The 668-nt window shown below is 50.1% G+C and carries 2 protein-coding genes; both read left to right on the top strand.

Translation table 11 applies throughout. The features are described 5' to 3' along the window. Positions 1-382 (top strand): DUF6318 family protein (locus AC1EJZ_RS11205; RefSeq protein ID WP_480295000.1); only part of this gene is annotated, 382 nt, incomplete at its 5' end. Beyond that, the coding region (locus tag AC1EJZ_RS11200) for a hypothetical protein (RefSeq protein WP_480294999.1) at positions 379-668 on the top strand (290 nt) is incomplete at its 3' end. The genes AC1EJZ_RS11205 and AC1EJZ_RS11200, both read left to right, overlap by 4 nt.

Here is a 668-nt window from a genome sequence, read left to right as displayed (position 1 = left end):
CTACCTCAACCTCCTCGCATACTCCATCAACACCGGCAACACCACCACCCTCAAAAAAGTCAGCAGCCCAGAATGCAAACTCTGCCAGATGTATCTAGACAAAATCCCTGATTTTTACAGTAAAGGTTACTGGGCAGACAGGATGGAACATAAGTTTTCCCAAATTAACGAGGCAATTCCGCATCCTGAAATTGAGGGCCTTTACTTCGTTAAGATGCGTGTCACGACATCTCCCTACCTTGAATTTAAGGATGGAACAGTGCACTCTATTGCAGAAGTCGATGAAAATGTCGAGCTAGAGGTTCAGAGAAACCATTCTTCCTTTGTTATTAAGAGCTTCTTCGCTGAGGGCGTGGGCGATGATGAGGAAGCGCAATCATGAAACGCTCGGGGCTGGCAGTTTGCGTCGTTTCTGCTTTTTTAAGTCTGCATAGTCCAATCTCAAGCAGTGATGAAACGGGCGAATTTGAGAAACATGTTGTCTCTGGCCAGGCTGGCAGTGTGACTGTTGAATCTTCGTTTACTGAGGCGGTGTCGGTGCCTGGTGTGGAGGGTGCTGGCGTGGAGAATGTTGACGCCGCTGGTGCTGGTGGTGTGGTTGAGGTTGTTGAGGGGCCGGTTGGTGGGTTTCGTGTACCGGGCTGGCAGGTGCGCTGCAAGATCGGCAC

Source organism: Pauljensenia sp. C0170B5, assembly GCF_056590195.1.
This window is presented reverse-complemented; position numbering and strand designations above follow the sequence as displayed.